The organism is Ruegeria sp. BI11 (assembly GCF_056538005.1).
This window is the reverse complement of record NZ_JBQFSM010000001.1, coordinates 453,653-471,670: the sequence shown is the minus strand read 5'-3', so window position 1 is coordinate 471,670 and position 18,018 is coordinate 453,653. Positions and strand designations below refer to the sequence as shown.

Genomic DNA, 18,018 nt, shown 5'->3' with positions numbered 1-18,018 from the left:
TCAGGGGTTCAGTGGAGGAAGGGGCTGTGCCTGCTTTTGTGGTGTTGCCTGAAGCCCATTCATGGAAGAAATTGCGGTAGACCAATCTGGCGTTTTACGATCGGAAACAACCGCGTATTGCGCACGGCCGATCTTGGCCAACTGCGCTTCCAGTTCGGCATATCCCTGTGGATCACTGCAGCGGCCTTTCCATGTTTCAAGCGCAGAATAAGCTCCGGTCAGATCATGCGCCTGTAATGCGCTGCGCAATTCCGCCAGTGCAAAGGCTGGCGAGGCCCGATACGCTTGTTCCCGCGCTGATTTCCAAGAGCGATATCGCGGCGTGCCCCAGTGCAAAATTGCCCAAACCACAATTGCTGCCAGACCCATCCATAGCGCATAAGCAACCAACCTTTCCGCAGTCAGGGGGGTCGACTTGGGCGCGGTCAGCGTCATATCCACGCCCGGGACATCCACCGTTTCAACCGATTTGGTCGTCAGGTTGTACCACTGGATGGAAACTGGCGGCAGCTGTGTTTGGCCTCCACCTTGTGCGAGATACACAACCTCGTCTATGCGTTGGCCTGACAGGACACCTCGGTCCTCAACCTCGGTGAACCGCGGTTCCTTTGGATAAGGTCGCAACAGAAGATCTTGATTTTCGGGAATAAGATGTGGAATTAAGATTGGAGTGGTCCCAGCAATACGCGCCGTTAAGCGTCGCGTGATCGCATCTCCGGCTTGCATTTCGTTCGCGCCTTCAATCTCTTGGTCCAATTCAAAGCCCGTCGCGATAATCAGAGGGTTCAGTGTTGCCGCACCGTCGGGGACAACCGCGTTGATCGTGATCGGAGAAAACGGGACTGAAACCTGAATTGGGTCGGTCGTTTCAGGATCGGCAAATGTCACCGCCATGTCTGTAGTGCCAAGGTCGATTTGGCCGGCTTTCAATGGATAAATACGATAACTGCGCTGAACGCCGGACCAGGTTTCGCCGTTTACAGTCTCGCTGACGGGACCAGAGGCGCGTTCGGGAAGGCGGACCAACAGGTTCTCCTGTTCCAGTGATGGGAAAACAGGAGGAGACAGCATAAACGTCGGAACTAGCACCTTGATGCGCACGATGGCCGGTTGCCCTACGATTACGTCTTCGGTCGGCGTTTCGACCGTGACTTGAGGTTGGACGGCAGTGGTTCCTTGCGAAAGCGCCAAGCAGGGCAACAGCATAAGCAAAAGCAGCAGGAACCTCATTGCTTCTGCTCCTGATTTTCCAACAAGAACCGATTGCGTAAAAAATCCTGCATGTCCGTATCAATGGCGCTGATCCACTGATCTGCAGAAAGGGGCTGACTGCCGTCAGACTGGGTTTGAATGGTCGTATTTTCACCCCGACCGCCTTCATTGTCGAAAACCGTGTCATCTGCGCCAATACCGGCCTCTTCGCCGGTATCGGACTGTTCGCGCGTGGTTTCCACATAGTCCAGAATGGCCGTGGCAACTTCAAGATTATGTTGTGCGTCTGGCCAGTTCGGGCGACGCTCTAAAGCGGTTTCAAAGGCCGCGATTGCCGGTCGATACTCCCGGTTTCGGATGCGTGCCATACTCTCGGCAAAGGCTGCTTCGGGAGTGTTGATCTCCTCAAAGATCGCTGCGGCCTCTGGGTATTGGCCTGCTTTCAGGCGGGCGTATCCTTCGTGATAGGGATCCTCGAATAACTCCGCCGCGTCGGCAAAGCGTTTTTGGTTCATGGCGATCTGGCCCTGTTGATCGGGGGTCAGGAACCAATCACGCCAACCGTCAGCCTTGGCCGGGCCTGACAGTTGCACAAGGAACAGCCCCAATAAGGCCCACCGGACAACCCACCCCCGTCGGAACCAAAGAAGGGACAGCAGCGCCGCAGGCCAGGCCAAAATCCATCCCTTATCCTGCCAATCAAGCCGGTCCTCGTCATCCAGCGCATCGACATAGGCCGTCTGTATTTGCCTCAGCAGCTGAGCTACATCACGGTCATCGTTTGAAAATTGGACGACGGTTGCATTCTTCAAAGTATTCAGCTGAACGATCTCTTGGTTGTTAGGCAGCATTGTCAGGAAGAACATCTGCGATGAGGCGGTCTGAAACTCTGGAGCTTGCGACGGGTCGAGATCATCCAGAACAAACAGCACGGCACCGGGAGTCTCACTGTCATTCAAAATGCTTTGCGCCAATACCAGCGCGTCTGCTGCGGTGTCTCCCGGTGTCGGCATCACGGCTGGGGTCAGGCCCTCGAGCAAAGGGCGCAGGATATTTGCATCCTCAGTCAGCGGTGCCACCCGATGGGGTGATCCTGCATAGGCAATCAAAGCGGTCTGTGCGCCGACCCGCGCGTTGATTATATCTGTGATCTTGAATTTAGCCCGCTGCAACCGCGACGGGATCAGGTCCGTATTCTCCATGCTGTCGGTGACCTTCAAAGCGATCACCAACGGGGCGGTGTCGGCAAGCAGAGGATTGGTCGCTCGCGTCCAGGTTGGGCCAGCGGCAGCGAGTGTGATTAATGCAGCGACGAGCATAGCAACGTCTATCGGATAGATCCGGCGCTTTTGGTCTGCGCCCAGCGTAAGCGCTCGTGCAAGATGGGGTGCAATACCCGCAGGTAAGTTAGATTGCCCTCTGCGTTTCGGGCGGATCATCCACCATAATCCGGCTATTGGAATTAGGAACAGTAGATATCCCATTCTGATAAAATGAAATTCTGTGACAGCGTCGATCAAGTCGTTCTCCTTCGACGCTGTGCGACATGAAAGCCAGCGGAACTAAACAGGAAAACGATCAAAGCGATCAGTAACGGGTAGTGGGTAAGGCTTTCACGCGGACGATAGCTCTGGGTTTCTACAATTCTGGGGTTCTGCTCATCAATTCGCTGGTAGACATCGCTGAGTGCGGCCTGATCGTTGGCAAAGAAGTACTGACCATTGGTGCGATCCGCGATGGCTTGCAAAGCGTCCAGATCTACACGGTCTTCGCCGGTAGCATTGGGGTCACCTACACCAATGGTATAGATGACCACGCCTTTATCCGCAGCGATGGCTGCGGCATTGGTGGGCGTCATTCGACTGGACGTATCCGCTCCGTCGCTGAGCACAATCATCAGACGTTGGTCCACTTCGCTTGAATCGAAGATGCGTATGCCAAGCCCAATCGCATCGCCCAAAGCGGTGTTCGGACCCGCCATGCCTACTTGAGTCTGGTCTAGGAACCCATTCAAACTATTTAGGTCTTCAGTGAAAGGTGCTTGCACAAAAGCTCGTGTACCAAAAATTATAAGCGCCATTCGGTCGCCCGGACGCTCGGCTATGAATGTGCGCAATACATCTTTGACGGCCGCCAATCGTTGCACGGGCGTGCCATCTGTAGATTGGAAATCGCGTTGATCCATCGAGCCCGAGATATCGAGCGCTAGTACTACGTCTCGTGCAGATTTTTCGATCACGATTGGGTCGGCCAGCTTTTCAGGTCGGGCAAGGGCTGTGACTAGCAGCAACCAGATCAAGGTCGCCACAAGGGCTTGCACCTTCGTCCGCAGTGAAATCACCGACCCGGATTGCGGATCAGCCCCTGCAGCCCTGGCGACATGGCGGAAAAACGGAATGCGGATCGCGCTTGTTTGTTCTTGATGGGGAGGAGCGAACCAGTAGACCAGCCCCGCTAAAGGCAAAATCAGAAAAGCCCATGGTGCAGCGAATGAAATCATCAGCGCCCCCTTTTAGCTTTGTGGGTTTTGATCCAGACCCGTGCCATATGCGTAACTTCCGGGCTCGGTGGACAGATTCTATACGGCGCCTCTAGCAACAGACGAGATGCAGAGGCAGAAAAAGGCAATTTTTCAGCAGTTTGCTGTAGAAAGTTGATCCATTCTTGCCCATGCAGACCGGCGACTTGCGCACGTGGATATGCAGCAAGTGCAGTGCGCCGCAGAATCTCTGCTATCTTGGCGGGGTCGTCGCCGGCAGCTTGAAGATCAGCCAGAGCTGCACGTCGATACGCATTTGATCGCCTATGTCGGCGAAACAGGTAAATTTCGACTGCGATGGCCGCGATCAAAACAATAGCAAGAGCCACCCAACCCCAAGTCTGCGGTGTCATTAGAATTGGTTCTGGCGCAGGTGCGGGGACAAGCATGTCCAGCAACTCGACCAGGGATTTGCCTTCTACGTCAACAGTCATGCCCGACCTCCGGGGTGACCGAACAGTTTCAGCAATTGATCCAGAGCTGGTTTTGACGTTGTTAGTGGGACAATAGGAAAGCCATAGCGTCGTGACCAGAGTTGTAATTGCGCTAACCGGTCATCCATTGCCGCTTTGATGCGGTTGGATAAGTCAGGTTCAGAACTGTCGAGCTCGATTTGTTTAGTTCCGTCCGACACGGTCATTTTCAGCCCTGCGGTCAATTGATGCGCGCTGGGATCGGAAATATTGAACAGAATAAGGTCATTTGACTGCGACAAGCGGTTTATTAGGCGTTCCGAGTCTTCGGTCAGACCGTCGAAATCCGAAAATACGCAGATCAGTGCGTTGGTGTGTGCTATGCCAATTGCCTGCTTCAGGACGTCGTTCAATAAAATGGTCGGTTCTGGATGCAAGGATGCGTTCAAGCCGCTGTTCAACGCGGCGACTGACGAAATGAACCTCGTCAATACAACAGCGCGGCGTTGAGGACGATGCTCGGCGAGATCTGTATCCCCAAAAACGATCCCACCGACACGGTCTCCTTGGGAAAGGACACGATGGGCCGCGATAGCAGCGGCTTCTGCTGCGATGACCGATTTCATATAAACTTCGGTCCCGAAAAACATTGAAACACGTTGATCAACCAACAGCAGGGCAGGGCGATCTCGTTCTTCGGTGTAGACCCTAACATGAGGTTTTCCGGTCCGCGCCGTCACTTTCCAGTCGATTGTCCGAATGTCATCGCCGGGAAAATAACCTCGCAGTTCCTCAAAATTTAGACCTCGCCCCCGCAGGCGCGACGCATGACGCCCGTTCAGGATCGAGCGTGCGGGTTGTTTCGGCAAAAGACTGAGGGCACGCGATTTTGCGCCAAGCCGCAACAGGTGTTGAGCATCCACATGTATGCGTGGGTCTTTGGTATATGTGGCGGTCTTGGCCACGGGCCTCTCTTTCCAATCAATCAGGGCAGCGCCACGAGGCGCAGGATTTCCGTGATTACGTCGTCCGGTGTTTTGGCGCTTCCCTGCGCCTCGAAACTAAGTGTGATGCGGTGGCGAAACACGTCGTGCGCAATGGAACGAATGTCAGCAGGATCCACATAGTCGCGTTCCTTCATCCAGGCATGGGCCCGCCCGCATTTGTCCAGCGCAAGCGACGCACGTGGGCTGGCACCTATTTCGACCCAGCTGGCGAGCTCTTCGCTGTATTTCTCGGGTGTGCGGGTGGCCTGTACCAGATCGGCCATGTAGCGATCCATGGCATCGGACACGTGGACTTGGCCGATTTCAGATCGCGCCTGAAATACGGCATCTTGTGGGATCGGAGGTTGAGGTTTCTTGAACATGCCGGACCCGGCCACAATTTCTTCGCCCCGAACCAGCCGAATTACCTCAACCTCATCTTCAACCGGGGGGTAGGTGATCTGGACGTGCATCAGAAACCGATCCATCTGGGCTTCGGGCAAGGGATAAGTCCCCTCTTGCTCGATCGGGTTTTGCGTGGCCATCACGATGAACAATGGCTCCATCTTGTGTGTGGTGCCAGAGACGGTGACCTGCCGTTCCTCCATCGCCTCTAACAGGGCGGCTTGGACTTTGGCGGGTGCGCGGTTGATCTCATCGGCAAGAACGATATTGGCAAAGATCGGGCCGGGATCGAACCGGAAAGTGCCGCCATCGCCTGTCTGCTGAAACACTTCGGTGCCGGTCACGTCGGATGGCAGCAGGTCCGGCGTGAACTGTATTCGGCTGAAACTTGCATCAAGATTACGCGCCATGGCTTTGACTGCACGGGTTTTTGCCAGACCGGGCAAGCCTTCGATCAATAGGTTTCCGTTTGCCAATAATCCGATGATCAGCCGGTCAATCACCTCGACCTGCCCGATAACTGACTGCCCCATACGGCCCTTAAGATCATTTATCTGATTAAGTGCATTCATTTTTTGGTCCAATCATGGCCAGATGTCAGGAATTGACATGTCAAGGCAGCGCTGCAGCGGAATGGTCAAGAATATTTAGTAATGATGGAACGTTAGCAGCGTTGTCCCCACCGATCCACTATGAAATCCGATGCGAAAGAAGTTGCAAGTCGGCTCTTAATTCAGGGCGGATTTCTCCGTGGATTGGCTTGTCGCGCAGAGTCTCGAACCAGTGTCGTGGGGGGCGTTTTCCGGCAGCACGGCTCCAGGTCAGGTCACTCAGCACTGTTTGCACCTTTGAGTTTAACGCGACAGGTACGTCGATCCCGTTCAGGGTCGCCCAAACACCGCTCCACAGCCGTGCAACGGACCAAGGGTTGTATCCTCCGCCGCCGAGAACAAGCAGCCGTGGAGCCATATCGCGCAGGCTTGCAACCGCGCGCCAATGGGCGTTGTTCGAAAGCGTCAGGCGCGATAGCGGGTCTTCGGCCACCGCATCCGCGCCGCATTGCAACACGATAGCCTGAGGTTCGAATGATGCGGTCGCGGGCAGGATGAGCTGATCTAGGATCGCATAGAACTCATCATCATTCAGATTACGTCCAACGGGAAGGTTGAACGCGGCACCACCCGCATCGTCCGTTAAAGTACCGCTGAACGGCCAGCGGCGCGCCTCATGAACCGATATCATGCGAACCTTGGTCGAGCCGTGGAAGGCGGTCTCGACCCCGTCGCAATGGTGCGCGTCGATATCAATATAGACGATCCGGTCGAGGCCGCTTTTTAGCAAGGTCAGGATCGCAAGAACCGGGTCGTTCAGATAGCAAAACCCGTTGGCGCGGTTCGGCAGGCCGTGATGCGTGCCGCCGGCGGGGCTGTAGACGATACCACCATCCCGGATCAGTTCTGCGCCCAAGATGGAACCACCAGCGGCGGTCGCAGGACGTCGATACATTTCAGCGAATACCGGGTTCGACAGGGTGCCCAGCGCGTATTTTTCACGCGTCTCGTCAGATACCGCCTGATCTCGCTCGGCCTGCTGCAGGGCTTCTATATAGTCCGGCGTGTGAAACGCAGTAAGAGCTGCGGGTTTCGCGCAGGGGCTGACGCGATAATTCGTGCTCGTTAACCAACCCTGAGCCCGGCACAGATCAATGACGGTGGACACGCGCGGGATGGCTAACGGGTGTTTTGAGCCATAGGTCGAGCTGCGATAAATTTCCGATCCGATGAACAGAGGCGCGTGCATCGTCTAACTAGCGCCAGTAGGGCGGGTATCTTCCCCCAATCGTCCGTCTAGGGACATCAGGATTGCAACCGGACGCAGAGCCGGAATATGGCTGAACACGATCAGGATGCAGACTGTTAGGGGCACACTGAGGAACGCCCCGATCAGGCCCCAGATCGTGGTCCAGAACATCAGCGCCAGGATGACCAAGAATGTCGACATGTTCAGCGAACGCCCCAGAAATGCGGGGTCCAGGAAGTTACCGATCAGGAATTGAATCGTGCCGCAGCCCAATATGATCACCAGAAATGGCCCGATACTTTCGAACTGAACCAATGCGATCAAAGATGGAAAGATCACCGCGATGATTGAACCGATAGATGGGATGAAGTTCAGTGCAAAGGTCAGCACCGCCCAGGTTTCAGCGAACTCCAGCCCCAGTATCTTGAAGACAGAGTAACTGATGGTCGCCGTAATCAGGCTGATCAGGGTTTTCACCCCGACATAGCGTTGCAGACTGAATGAGATTGCATCCAGAATGGCAGCGAACTCGATACCTGTCTTGGGATCGCCTGCGGCAAGTTGGATTTTTTTACGAAAGGCCAGTCTCTCGGCCATCAGGAAGGCGACATAAAGGCTGATCAGGAAAAACTGGTTCAGCAGTGATGTTGCGCTGCCCAAAAGAACACGCGCAATATAAGACATGTCGATGTTGATCAGGTTGTCGCGGATAAACGTGGTCACGTCATTGCCAACCCACCCGGTGACGCGGCTGACGGTTTCGTCGAACTGGTTTTCGTAAGTGCCGATCGTGCGGGCGAATTGAGTGGCCTGACTGCCCAGAATATACATGATCACGAACAAACCGGCCAAAACGACAGTGACACCGGCAAGATTGGCCAGCCACACCGGCATGCGCGTCAGGGCGATGATCCGGTCGCTGAGCGCGATGATCAGGACGTTGACCAGCAAGGCCATCGTCAGCGGGATCAGAAACGCCGAACCTGCGTATAGCCCAAGCACCACCAGCGTGGCCACAATCGACACGTCGCGGACAACCGACAGTTTCAGCTTTGTCTGTGTCTCTTCTTTCTCCGGTGTCATAGCTAGGCCTGTTTCGGGAATTGCGTTTAGCGCGTGTGGTTGATCCTGCACAGCAGGGCCGGATTATGCAATGCGCCCAGACATTTGTCAGAGATTATTTGCGTACATCCCCGGATTGCCGGTTCTTTGCATGTCGCTGGCGGGTTAGTCTTTGGGAATGAGCACGCGTGTGATTCCCTATCTTAGTAGGCCGGTTCAGGCACTTTGGGTGGCCATTGTCCGCTTTGACGCCAAGAACGGCTTTGTCATGAGCAGCCATGTAGCCATGTCATTGATGTTGGCGCTTTTCCCTTTTGCGTTGTTCACCGTCGCCCTGGCCGGGTCGCTTTCTCAGGATTACGTCACTAACGAATTGATCGAATTGATATTTGGCGCTTGGCCCAAGGATGTTGCCGGGCCGATCGTGGCCGAGTTGCGCTCGGTTCTGTCCGAGTCCGGCTCGGGTGTGATCACTCTGGGTGGTTTGCTGGCGGTGTTCTTTGCCTCGAATGGGGTATTGGCTGTGCGGAAGGCAATGAACCAAGCTTACCATGATCATGACAGCTGGCCGTTCTGGAAAACGCGTTTGCTATGTCTTGGGCTGGTCATTGTTGGAGGCGTCACCATCATGATTATCGCCGCAGTCGAAGTTGTGCTTCCGGTCTACACGAAACTGGTGTCCGAGAAGACGGATGTGAACGTGTCCGATTGGTTGTCGGTGGATCGCCTGCGCTGGACGTTCACGGTGGCCGTTCCTGCGGGTGTGGTTCTGCTGGCACATCTGGTCTTGCCGACGGGGCGGCACAAGTTACGGCAGATTTTGCCGGGCGTCCTACTGACGCTGGCCCTCTGGGCCGCTGGCGGTTGGGGGTTTTCGGTTTATATTGCGCAGTTCGCATCTTACAGCGCCACCTATGCGGGGTTGGCTGGGGCGATGGCGGCGCTGATTTTTCTGTATCTGTGTGCTGCGATCCTAATCCTTGGTGCCGAATACAACGGTGCTTTGATGGATATGCAGAGTGATTTGAACGGGCAGGCGGCGTGAAAACAGCAGCGTTTCTTCTCGGGCTGTTCGCGCCAGTGTGTGCGTTTGCCCAATCGCCTACGTATGTGGGCTCGGATCAATGTATCGAGTGTCATACGGCCGAGGTTGAAGCCTGGTCTAAGTCCCATCATGCTTTGGCCTGGACTAGGGTGGAGGACGGTCATGTCGTGGCCGATTTCGACGGCACTCGGTTTGACCATGAAGGCATGTCGACCGAGTTCATTCAGACAGGCGATGCTTTGCAGGCCCGCGTGACTGAAATGGACGGCGCCACGACCCTTTATGATCTGCATTCGGTGGTCGGCATTGAGCCCTTGCAGCAATACCTATTCGAAACCGATCCCGGCCGGTTGCAGAGTTTCGATGTGGTTTGGGATGCAGAGGAACAACGCTGGTATCACCTCTATCCCGATCAGGATCTTCCGCCGGATGATGGTCTGCATTGGACCGGACCGTATAAAAACTGGAACGCTCGTTGTGCTGAATGTCACGCAACCGGATTTGAAAAGAATTACGACGGACAGACCCGTAGCTATAGCTCGGTTCAGGCTGAGATTGGGGTAGGGTGCGAGGCCTGTCATGGCCCGTCCTCGGCTCATATCGACTGGACGCAAGGCGAAAGCACCGGTGCCAATCTAAGTGAGTTTGGGTTCACTATGGATTGGGGCAAAGGTCGGACCGAAGCAGAAATCCAGCAGTGCGCCGGTTGTCACTCCCGACGTGAGGCGCATGGTGATGGCAATCCGGTCCCCGGAACGCCCTATCATGATGCTTATAACCTGTCGGTGCTGCGTCCTGGTCTATATCACCCGGACGGCCAGATTATGGACGAAGTCTACGTCTACGGCTCGTTCCTTCAATCCAAGATGTATGCGCAGAGCGTCGGCTGCATGAATTGCCACGACCCGCACAGCGCCGAGCTGAAGGCCGAGGGCAACGGCGTATGTACCCAGTGCCATTCACCGGCAGGAAACCCCGATTTCCCGACCCTGACGGCCAAGGAGTATGATTCACCTGCGCATCATCATCACCCGGACGAAAGCGCAGGTGCTCAGTGCGTGTCCTGCCATATGATAGAGCGTGTCTATATGGGCGTCGACTGGCGGCGTGATCATAGCTTCCGCATCCCGCGTCCCGATCTGGGGTTGGGACAGGATGCCTGCACCGATTGCCATCAGACCGAAGATCAGGTGTGGGCCGCGCAACAAATCGAAGGGTGGTTCCCCGATTCTTCTCACCGCGGCGCGCATTTCGGGACAACGTTTCAGGCCGCCTTGAGTGGACAGGCCGATGGGCCTGATGCTCTGCTGGGCATTACGACCGATCCGAACATGGCTGGCATCGTGCGGGCTACTGCGGCGTATCTGTTGCAACCCTTCGCTTCGGCCGAAGTTGCGGCGAAAACCGCACCTTTGCTGACAGATACTGATCCATTGGTTCGCGCCAACGCAGCACCGCTGCAACGTCAAGCGGTGCTGCCGGATCAGGTGGGGCGGCTTGAGCCGTTGCTGTCGGACCCGATGCGAAACGTTCGTATTTCGGCCGCCAAAGAGTTCCTGAACATCCCGGCTCAGGCGCTGACACCGGACCAGCAGACACAATTGGCCCAGAGTATGGATGAATGGCAGGGATCTATCGGGAACCGTCTGGATTTCCCTGAAACTCACCTCGTTCTGGGTGGTATGGCATTGACGTTCCGCAACGCGCCAGCTGCCGAGCGCGCCTTTCGCGAGGTTGTTACCTTGGACCCGCAGCGCGCCGAAGCGTGGCCAATGTTGGTGCAATTGGCCCAGATCAACCGAGGGCTAGAGGCCGCGCGCAATGTGCTGCAAGAAGGGCTGGAGAAACTGCCCCAAGATCCAGGATTGCTGCAACTCAAGGCTCAGCTGACCCCGTGATCCGGCATGGGGAGGTCTGTTTTTGGCCACGATCCCGGCAAATTTCTCGGTTAACGAAGGGGCAAGGTGAAAATGCCACCAGACCCGGAGGTGACCAATGGCTGACAAACCGGTGCATACGTCGCAGCTGCAAAACCCATTGTCGCTGAACCAAAGGATTGCCGATCTTCAGGCCAAAAAGCCGGAATATATCAACCATGGTGAAGCCCTGCTGCTTCAACGTACAGCTGCTGCGTCGCTGCGCGAACAATTTCTGACCGGTGATCGAAGCTGGCTTGACGATTAAGTCAGCCCCGGAACCCCGTGGCGACAACAAATTTTTCGGAACTGTCCGATCGTGATGCAGGCGGTTTTACGTTCGCCACTTTTTCGAACTTTTGCTTCAGCAGTTTTTGCAGATCGCCTTCGGCACCTCCGGCCAAAACCTTGGCGACAAAGGTGCCGCCTTCTTCCAGAACGTCAAAGGCGAAATAGGCCGCGGTTTCACACAATGCCATGATCCGCAGGTGATCGGTTTGCTTATGCCCGGATGACGCTGCCGCCATGTCAGACATAACAACATCGGCTTTGCCGCCCAGCCAAGTTTTGACCTTTTCGTCGGCGTCATCTTCCATGAAGTCCAGCACATGCGCCTCGGCACCTGCAACAGGTTCAACCTCTTGCAGGTCGACGCCCAGAACCGTGCCGATTCGTTTGCCGGACCGCTCACCCAGCGCATTTACGCGTTTGACGGCGACTTGCAGCCAACCACCCGGTGCGCAGCCCAAATCGACGACACGCGCGCCGGGGACGAGGAAACGGAACTTGTCATCCAGTTCCAGAATCTTGAACGCCGCGCGCCCACGGTATCCTTCGGCCTGCGCACGTTTCACGTACGGGTCGTTCAGCTGCCGTTCGAGCCAGCGGGTCGAGCTGAGCTTGCGCCCGCGCGCCGTCTTGACCTTAACCTTCAGGTCGCGTTGCCCGCGACCCGAATTGTTTTTGCCACTTGGTGTCTTCGCCATCAGAACGGTCCGTCTTCCAATACACCGTCCGCGCTCATCTGCGCATAAAGCAGGCCTTCGCGCAGCCCACGGTCCGCCACGGAAAGGCGGTCAGTGGGCCAGCAGCGTAACAAAGCCTGCAAAATGGCTGAGCCGGACATGATAAGGGCCTGCCGGTCATCGCCGATACGCGGATCTCGCCGCCGCCCCAGTGGGCCGAGTTCTAAGTATCCTCGTATGACTTTGTCAATCTGATCGCTGGTCATGCGCAGACCGTCCACTTTGGTCCGGTCATAGCGTTTTAGCCCCAGGTGCGAGGCGGCCACGGTCGTCACGGTGCCACTTGTGCCGACGATCTGAAACCCTTCGCGCGCTTGTTCGTCCTTATAGGGAGCAAAATCGGCCAGATTCTCTTCAAAGAACCAGCTCATCAGCGCAAATCGGGCCGAGTCGTCTTCGACATCATTGAACTGATCGCGCAGCGTGGCCACGCCCAGCGGGACGCTGATCCAGTCCACCACTTTGGCTGCCGGAAAAGGGCTGTCGGCCGTATGAAACCCGTGGTGCAGCCGCATGATCGCCGCTGGACGATCCCGACGCGGCACGGATGAGATGTCGATCCACACCAACTCGGTCGAGCCGCCACCGATATCCACGACCAGAAGTTGTTCAGTCTTGGTCGACACCAACGGCGCGCAAGAGATCACGGCCAGACGGGCCTCTTCCTCGGGCTGAATGATTTCTAGGGGCAGGCCGGTCTCGCGTTTTACTTGCCGTATGAAATCGCGCGAATTCTTGGCGCGTCGACAGGCCTCGGTCGCGACCAGACGCATCCGTTTGACCTTGTTTCGTTTGAGTTTTTGCTGGCAGATTCGCAGCGCTTGAATGGTGCGTGCCATCGAAGACCGAGACAGCCGTCCGGTCCGTTCCAGCCCCGCGCCCAGTTGCACGGATTTGGAAAAGCTGTCCACCACATGAAACCCGCTGCCCTTGGGCTGGGCTATCAACATGCGGCAGCTATTTGTTCCCAGATCCAGCGCCGCATATAACGCATCTGGATCGGGTCTTGCCGGCGCGGGGCTTTCGACCGCCTTGGGGAACGCGCCCGCACCTTTGGGACGCTTGGGCGCCATCTTTAACGCCCTCCGATTTTCGAGTTACCCCGACCATAGGTCGGCCAAATGTTTCGTGCAAGACGCTCATTAAAGTGATGAGTATTTTGATGTGCGCGTTTGCGCGATAATTGAGTACAAGCGCCGTATCCTGTGGTGGACAAAAACGTCGTTTGAAAGACTGCTTGTGTCGAAAATCGACCGACTTTGACCCATATAGAAGTCTAGAACCGATCCATCTGGTTAGGAGGAATCAACGGCAATGCCTGACGTCACCATCGTATACTGGCGCGATATTCCCGCCCAAGTCATCGTCGGCAAGGGCCGTCGTGGCGCAAAGCGGCAGTTGGAGGAACGGTTCGAACAAGCGATCGACCGGGCTGCGATGAAGGTGAACGCCAAGGACAGTGATGCCTATCTGGCCGAATGGCGCAAAGCCGAACCCTTTGCAGTTGAGGGCGACCCGTCCGAGATTGCCGAGGCTGAGGCCACGCGTTTGGAAACGGAATACGATCAGGACCGTATCAAGGCTCTGATCGCCAATGACGGTTGGGCATGAGCCCCAGAACTATATGGGAGGCCGCAATGGCTTTGCTGAACTTCAAGAAACGTGACACGGTCGAAAACGGCCCTGTGAACCCGACCGTCGAAGCCTTTTTGCAGGGCTATTCGATCGAGGTGATGCCGCGCACCGCCGAGAAGGTCGAGGATTTCCGCGCGCTGCTGCCCGAAGGCACACGCGTTTACATCGCCCATATCGAAGGCACGCCCATCGAGGACATGGTCAAGACTGCCAAGCGGATCGCGGCCGAGGGATATCCGGTCATGCCGCACTTCCCGTCGCGGATCATCAAGGATGCGGCGACGCTGGAGAACTGGATCTCCATGTATCAAGGCGAAGCAGGTGTAGATCAGGCACTGCTGCTGGCAGGTGGCGTCGCCAAGCCACACGGCGAATTCGACAGCTCGATGCAACTGCTGGAGACCGGTCTGTTCGACAAGGCAGGCTTCAAGCGTCTGCACGTTGCAGGTCACCCCGAGGGCAACAAGGATATCGATCCGGATGGCTCGACCAAGAATGTCGACGACGCGCTGCGCTGGAAACAGAAGTTTTCGGAAACCACCGACGCGGAAATGGCTTTGGCGACTCAGTTTGCCTTTGATGCCAAGCCGATCATCGCATGGGCCGACAACCTGAAAGAGGCGGGCATCGATCTGCCGATCCACATTGGTATTGCAGGCCCTGCCAAGCTGCAGACCCTGATCAAATTCGCCATCGCTTGCGGCGTTGGCCCATCACTCAAGGTTCTGCAGAAGCGCGCCATGGATGTCTCCAAACTGCTGCTGCCTTATGAGCCGACTGATGTTTTGACCGAACTGGCTAACCACAAGGCGGCCAACCCCGATTTCAACATCACCAACGTGCATTTCTTCCCGCTAGGCGGCATCAAAACCAACGCCAACTGGGCTATCAACAACGGCGGAGCTTCGGCAAAGCCTGCAAACTCCTAAGGAACGGACATGACCCGTACAGTCGTAGAATCAAAAACAAAAACCGCCGTCCTGGGCTTTGACGAACCGTTCTGCGTGATCGGTGAACGGATCAACCCGACAGGCCGCAAGAAACTGGCTGCTGAACTGGAAGCAGGCGATTTCTCGACCGTTGAGAAAGACGCGCTGGCGCAGGTTATGGCAGGCGCGACCGTTCTGGATATTAACGCGGGTGTTGTGTACAACTCGAACCCCAACCCGAACGAGACCGAGCCGCCGCTGATGCGCAAGATCGTCGAGCTGGTGCAGGGCCTAGTCGAAGTGCCGCTATGCATCGACTCGTCGGTTCCCGGTGCGTTGGAAGCCGGGCTTGAAGCGGCTGAGGGCCGTCCGCTGCTGAACTCGGTTACCGGCGAGGAAGAGCGTCTGGAGCTGGTTCTGCCGCTAGTCAAGAAGTACAACGTGCCGGTCGTGGCGATCTCGAATGATGACACCGGGATTTCGGAAGACCCCGACGTGCGTTTTGCCGTGGCCAAGACCATCGTAGAACGCGCTGCTGATTACGGCATTCCGGCGCATGACATTGTCGTCGATCCACTGGTCATGCCCATCGGAGCGATGGCGACTGCTGGTCAGCAGGTGTTTGCGTTGGTCCGTCGTCTGCGCGAGGAACTGGGTGTGAACACCACATGCGGTGCGTCCAACATCTCGTTCGGTCTGCCAAACCGTCACGGTATCAACAACGCCTTCCTGCCGATGGCAATGGGCGCTGGCATGACCTCGGCGATCATGAACCCGGTGGCTCTGCCGACGACGCAGAAGAAGATTGCCGAGAAGAAGGAACAGGTTGCCGCCGCTGGCATAATCCTGCCCGAAGGTATGGATGACGAGGCATTCGTCCAGATGTTCGGTCTGGGCTCGACCATGCCGCGCGCGGGCAAAGAGATGGAGGCCATCCGTGCCGCCAACTTGCTGACCAACAACGACCCGCATGGTGGTGAGTGGATCCGGTTTAACAAAGCACCGGACGAGGCGGGTGCCGCAGGTGCAGCTGGTGGCCGTCGCGGTGGTGGCCGTCGTCGTCGCGCCTCCTGATCAGGAAGCCCCAGAAAGTTGATAAGGCCGGGCCGTGTGCTCGGCCTTTTTCGTTCTTGATACCGATCAAGGCCCGCTTTGGGGTGGCGAGTCAGACTGTCTGAGACAGATGACCAGGGAACAGCGCAATCATGACCAGACATCACCCTCCTAAACTCGCGGATGCGGACCTGAGCCTGAAACTGGGCAAGCAGGCGTATTTCAAGAAACTGACCGAGCTGCAGGCGCAGTTGGCACTGATCCAACAGGCGTTTCTGTTTCATGGGACCAAGGGAGTGCTGGTTTTTGAAGGCTGGGACGCGGCTGGCAAGGGCGGAACGATCCGGCGGGTAAGTCAGGCTTTGGATCCGCGTAGCTTCAAAGTATGGCCGATCGGGGCGCCCCGGAACTACTATCTGAACCGTCACTATCTGTTGCGGTTCTGGGAGAGGTTGCCACCGCAGGGCGCGATCTCGGCCTTTGACCGCAGTTGGTATGGCAGGGTACTGGTCGAACGGATCGAGAAACTCACACCGGAAGAGCGCTGGCGCGCCGCCTATCGAGAGATCAATGATTTTGAACGTATGCTTTTGGATGACGGCACTCGCATCGTAAAACTGTTCTTTCACATTTCCCAAGAAGAGCAGATGGAGCGATTTACTGAACGTCTGCGCAACCCGATGAAGCGGTGGAAATTGACCTATGAGGATTTTCGTAACCGCGAGCGATGGGCCGAAGCTGAAGTCGCCGTGGATGAGATGCTGGCCCGTACCTCAACTGAGATCGCGCCGTGGCATGTGATCCCGGCCAACAATAAGAAACACGCAAGAATCAGTGCAATGCAGGCAATTGTTGATGCCTTTTCAAAGGATATCGACCTCAGCCCGCAGCATTTGGATCAGCGCACGCTTGATGCGGCCTCAAAGGCATTGGATGTGGATCAATCCCTGATCGATAGTCTGCGTGCTCGAACCGAGTAAATAGCCACTGAGATGGAAAGGCGCTTGCGGTCGATCAACCGGCGGTGCTATCCAGCGCCACGCGGCGGGTATGATGTAATGGTAGCCTGTCAGCTTCCCAAGCTGAACGCGCGGGTTCGATTCCCGCTACCCGCTCCAATCACTCAGATTTGCGCGCCTGAAACAGGTTGATGACCGCCGGGATGCGCAGCTTTGGCCCGGATAGGAACTGCCCAAATTCCTTGGTAACGCTGTCCTGAATCGCTTGCACATCCTGTTCGTCGCCGTTGAAGTGCGCAATCACACGTGCTGCGGGGCCAACGCGTGTACATAAGGCCGCTGAACCTTCAACGCCGCCATAGCCGGGTAGGTTCATGGGCACAGCTTCGCTCCTTACGTCAGTCAATCCGGCCTGTGTCATCATTCCTGACACGTGGCCTAGGTCGTGAAAAGCCAGAGGGCCGGGTGCATATCGGTCAACACGCGGTGGTCGACCGAGCCGTTTTACAGCCGCCAGATGCGGAATCTTGAACCATGGGTTGTCATCCAGAGGCCCCCAGGCGGCAAAGGTCATCTGGCCTCCGGGTCTTAGGGCGCGGGCAATGTTGGCAAAGGCGGCCACTGAATTCTCAAAAAACATCACGCCAAAGCGTGAGATCGCCGCATCCATTTGGCCCTGCGGAAAGGCAAATGTCTGCGCATCTGCATATTGAAAGCGGATGTTGTTCAGCCCAGCTTCTTCCGCACGTGACCGAGCGCGTTTCAGAAAGGGCTGTGAGATGTCTGCTGCTAGAACTTGCCCTTCGGGTCCGACTAGAGAGGCTGCGGTCAGGGCACTAACACCCGTTCCGCATCCAATGTCGAGAATACTCATGCCAGTAGAAAGTTCGGCGCGGGTAAGAACCAGCTCCAGAACTGAGGCAAAGGTTTGATCCAACTGGTCTTCGTAAGTTAGCCACTTGGTGCCTGGATCGGAATTGCCCCAATATTCTGCCTGTTCTTCGTTCACCAGTTCCATCTTCGCCTCCTGTTTGTGGCG

Annotated in this window: 18 protein-coding genes and 1 tRNA gene; 8 read left to right on the top strand and 11 right to left on the bottom strand. The window is 56.4% G+C overall.

Translation table 11 applies throughout. The features are described from left to right. The 8 genes from ACR0DT_RS02300 to ACR0DT_RS02265 form a co-directional block, all read right to left on the bottom strand. Window positions 1-1,230: a hypothetical protein gene (locus ACR0DT_RS02300; protein ID WP_480709196.1), complete on the bottom strand. Its 1,230-nt coding sequence runs from the start codon at window positions 1,228-1,230 to the stop codon at window positions 1-3. Then, window positions 1,227-2,732 (bottom strand): VWA domain-containing protein, encoded by a 1,506-nt coding sequence (locus tag ACR0DT_RS02295; RefSeq protein ID WP_480709195.1) that lies wholly within the window; start codon window positions 2,730-2,732, stop codon window positions 1,227-1,229. Before ACR0DT_RS02295 ends, ACR0DT_RS02300 begins: the two co-directional genes overlap by 4 nt. After that, window positions 2,729-3,712: a VWA domain-containing protein gene (locus ACR0DT_RS02290; protein ID WP_480709194.1), complete on the bottom strand. Its 984-nt coding sequence runs from the start codon at window positions 3,710-3,712 to the stop codon at window positions 2,729-2,731. The genes ACR0DT_RS02295 and ACR0DT_RS02290 overlap by 4 nt, the downstream gene beginning before the upstream one ends. Then, window positions 3,712-4,185: a DUF4381 domain-containing protein gene (locus tag ACR0DT_RS02285; protein ID WP_480709193.1), complete on the bottom strand. Its 474-nt coding sequence runs from the start codon at window positions 4,183-4,185 to the stop codon at window positions 3,712-3,714. The genes ACR0DT_RS02290 and ACR0DT_RS02285 overlap by 1 nt, the downstream gene beginning before the upstream one ends. Then, on the bottom strand, window positions 4,182-5,129 hold the full coding sequence (locus ACR0DT_RS02280; protein ID WP_480709192.1) for a DUF58 domain-containing protein: 948 nt from the start codon (window positions 5,127-5,129) through the stop codon (window positions 4,182-4,184). Before ACR0DT_RS02280 ends, ACR0DT_RS02285 begins: the two co-directional genes overlap by 4 nt. A gap of 20 nt (window positions 5,130-5,149) precedes the next feature. Beyond that, window positions 5,150-6,127, bottom strand: a complete 978-nt coding sequence (locus ACR0DT_RS02275) for an AAA family ATPase (protein ID WP_480709191.1) — start codon at window positions 6,125-6,127, stop codon at window positions 5,150-5,152. Between the two features lie 118 nt (window positions 6,128-6,245). Continuing rightward, complete coding sequence (locus ACR0DT_RS02270) at window positions 6,246-7,355, bottom strand: acetoin utilization protein AcuC (protein WP_480709190.1); 1,110 nt, start codon at window positions 7,353-7,355, stop codon at window positions 6,246-6,248. Window positions 7,356-7,358: 3 nt separating this feature from the next. Further along, complete coding sequence (locus ACR0DT_RS02265) at window positions 7,359-8,438, bottom strand: AI-2E family transporter (protein ID WP_480709189.1); 1,080 nt, start codon at window positions 8,436-8,438, stop codon at window positions 7,359-7,361. A gap of 157 nt (window positions 8,439-8,595) precedes the next feature. Between ACR0DT_RS02265 and ACR0DT_RS02260 the strand changes: the two genes are divergently transcribed. From ACR0DT_RS02260 to ACR0DT_RS02250, 3 genes are all read left to right on the top strand, one after another. Continuing rightward, window positions 8,596-9,462 (top strand): YihY/virulence factor BrkB family protein, encoded by an 867-nt coding sequence (locus ACR0DT_RS02260; RefSeq protein WP_480709188.1) that lies wholly within the window; start codon window positions 8,596-8,598, stop codon window positions 9,460-9,462. Continuing rightward, window positions 9,459-11,360, top strand: a complete 1,902-nt coding sequence (locus tag ACR0DT_RS02255) for a multiheme c-type cytochrome (protein WP_480709187.1) — start codon at window positions 9,459-9,461, stop codon at window positions 11,358-11,360. Before ACR0DT_RS02260 ends, ACR0DT_RS02255 begins: the two co-directional genes overlap by 4 nt. A gap of 97 nt (window positions 11,361-11,457) precedes the next feature. Continuing rightward, window positions 11,458-11,646 (top strand): hypothetical protein, encoded by a 189-nt coding sequence (locus tag ACR0DT_RS02250; RefSeq protein ID WP_480709186.1) that lies wholly within the window; start codon window positions 11,458-11,460, stop codon window positions 11,644-11,646. A 1-nt stretch (window position 11,647) separates the two neighbouring features. Here the strand turns inward: ACR0DT_RS02250 and ACR0DT_RS02245 are convergent, their stop codons facing one another. Both ACR0DT_RS02245 and ACR0DT_RS02240 read right to left on the bottom strand, forming a co-directional pair. Further along, a complete protein-coding gene (locus tag ACR0DT_RS02245) occupies window positions 11,648-12,364 on the bottom strand; it encodes an RlmE family RNA methyltransferase (RefSeq protein WP_480709185.1) in 717 nt (238 codons plus the stop codon). Next, window positions 12,364-13,476 (bottom strand): Ppx/GppA phosphatase family protein, encoded by a 1,113-nt coding sequence (locus ACR0DT_RS02240; protein ID WP_480709184.1) that lies wholly within the window; start codon window positions 13,474-13,476, stop codon window positions 12,364-12,366. Before ACR0DT_RS02240 ends, ACR0DT_RS02245 begins: the two co-directional genes overlap by 1 nt. Window positions 13,477-13,717: 241 nt before the next feature. Here ACR0DT_RS02240 and ACR0DT_RS02235 point away from each other — a divergent pair, with 241 nt between their 5' ends. The 5 genes from ACR0DT_RS02235 to ACR0DT_RS02215 all read left to right on the top strand — a co-directional run bounded on the left by ACR0DT_RS02235 (window position 13,718) and on the right by ACR0DT_RS02215 (window position 17,138). Next, the gene (locus ACR0DT_RS02235) at window positions 13,718-14,014 is read left to right on the top strand and encodes a virulence factor (protein WP_480693609.1); all 297 of its coding nucleotides are present in this window, start codon (window positions 13,718-13,720) and stop codon (window positions 14,012-14,014) included. A 26-nt stretch (window positions 14,015-14,040) separates the two neighbouring features. Then, window positions 14,041-14,967, top strand: coding sequence for a methylenetetrahydrofolate reductase (locus tag ACR0DT_RS02230; protein WP_480709183.1), 927 nt, complete (start codon window positions 14,041-14,043; stop codon window positions 14,965-14,967). Window positions 14,968-14,976: 9 nt separating this feature from the next. Continuing rightward, the gene (locus ACR0DT_RS02225) at window positions 14,977-16,041 is read left to right on the top strand and encodes a methyltetrahydrofolate cobalamin methyltransferase (RefSeq protein ID WP_480709182.1); all 1,065 of its coding nucleotides are present in this window, start codon (window positions 14,977-14,979) and stop codon (window positions 16,039-16,041) included. 131 nt (window positions 16,042-16,172) lie between these two features. After that, the gene (locus ACR0DT_RS02220) at window positions 16,173-17,000 is read left to right on the top strand and encodes a polyphosphate kinase 2 family protein (protein ID WP_480709181.1); all 828 of its coding nucleotides are present in this window, start codon (window positions 16,173-16,175) and stop codon (window positions 16,998-17,000) included. A 64-nt stretch (window positions 17,001-17,064) separates the two neighbouring features. After that, a tRNA-Gly gene (locus ACR0DT_RS02215) sits at window positions 17,065-17,138 on the top strand. A 1-nt stretch (window position 17,139) separates the two neighbouring features. Here ACR0DT_RS02215 and ACR0DT_RS02210 read toward each other — a convergent pair. Further along, on the bottom strand, window positions 17,140-17,997 hold the full coding sequence (locus ACR0DT_RS02210; RefSeq protein ID WP_480709180.1) for a class I SAM-dependent methyltransferase: 858 nt from the start codon (window positions 17,995-17,997) through the stop codon (window positions 17,140-17,142). Window positions 17,998-18,018 lie beyond the last annotated feature (21 nt).